General features: G+C 65.0%; 1 protein-coding gene. It reads right to left on the bottom strand.

Annotated elements, in window-relative coordinates; all coding sequences use genetic code 11:
* Positions 1-13: 13 nt before the first annotated feature.
* On the bottom strand, positions 14-1,132 hold the full coding sequence (locus DPM12_RS22645) for a ParB/RepB/Spo0J family partition protein (protein ID WP_112260605.1): 1,119 nt from the start codon (positions 1,130-1,132) through the stop codon (positions 14-16).
* Positions 1,133-1,222: the final 90 nt, after the last annotated feature.

The following is a 1,222-nucleotide window of genomic DNA, read 5'->3' as shown; positions in this document are numbered from 1 at the left end:
GTGAGGGGTGGGGTTAGGCGCCGATGGCGTTGTTGTCGGCGTGTTTGAGTTGTTCGGCGAAGAGGGCCCATTCTTTGCTGATGTTGTCGGCGATGGGGGCGATGATGCTGAGCCAGTGTGCGGGGATGGCGTTGAGGAATTTGCGCCAGCCGTCGGGGTCGCTGGCGTGAAGGGCCATCCAGCGGAGGAATTCTTTGCCGCCTTCGCTGTATCGGATGGTGGGGTCTTTGGCCATCTTGGCTGATATTCCGGCCCAGGTGGGTGGGGGTTCGGTGTGGTTGGTGCGGCGTAGTGGGGTGTGGCCGGCGCCGAAGGCCGCGGTGGTGGGGGTGTCGGTGTGGTGGTCGTCGGTGGGGGTGGTGGTCAGCTGTGGTGTGGGGTCGTCGTTGCTGGTGCGTTGCGGGTTGATGCCACGGCGTAGCCGGGCGCTCACGTCGTGCACGGTGCCCAGCGACACGTCGGTTTCGCGGGCCACCTGGCGCAGTGGGGCGTTGGGATGGGCCCCGAGATACTCCGCGGCGCGCCGCCGGCCTTCACCCGCGCTGACCGGGCGCCGGCGCCCATCCCGGCCGAGCCGTTTGTTCCCCAGATCCGCGCCGCCGGCCAACCGGCTACGCAACGACGCGATCGTCTTCGCGCTCAGCCCCGTGATGCCAGCAATAGCACGATCAGACCAATCTGGATGCGAACTCAGCACCTGCTTGGCTCCCGACACCCGATCAGCCCTCGACAGCGGCAACCCGTGTGAGCTGTTCGCCGTCATCGCCAGAACAAGCGCTTCAGCATCCGAACAGTCCACAAAACGCGCCTTGATGACCCCCTCACCACGAAGCTTCGCGGCCTGCAACCGGTGCATCCCATCAATGACGCGACAACCAGCATCCTGCACGAGAATGGGCGGAAGCTCCGACGATCCCGCCGCATCAACCAACAACTGGACATGAGCAGCGTCCGTTCCGCCCTGACGCAGATACGGCCCCGGCGACAACGTGTCCACCAGCACCTCACGCACCGGCAACTCCTCGAAATTCCGCACATCGATGCCGGCGTCGCTCACCGAATCGCCATCATCCGATCCCACCGAACCAAAGCCACCAACGAACACAACAGCCTGCCCATTCTCGTGGGTCATTTGGTGCTCCTCTCTGCTGCCCTACCCCCACGAGCGTGACCCGCACCCCTCTAGCCACAGTCGAGAGCGGGTAAACCACCCACCCCAACC

It is taken from the genome of Phytoactinopolyspora halophila (genome assembly GCF_003287285.1).
Classification (GTDB): domain Bacteria; phylum Actinomycetota; class Actinomycetes; order Jiangellales; family Jiangellaceae; genus Phytoactinopolyspora_A; species Phytoactinopolyspora_A halophila.
Note: the sequence above shows the minus strand (reverse complement) of the source record. Positions and strands in the feature narration are given on the sequence as shown.

What these genes read in the sequence shown, in the direction of transcription:
- DPM12_RS22645 (WP_112260605.1), bottom strand. Translation starts at nt 1,132, where the DNA reads ATGACCCACGAGAATGGGCAGGCTGTTGTGTTCGTTGGTGGCTTTGGT.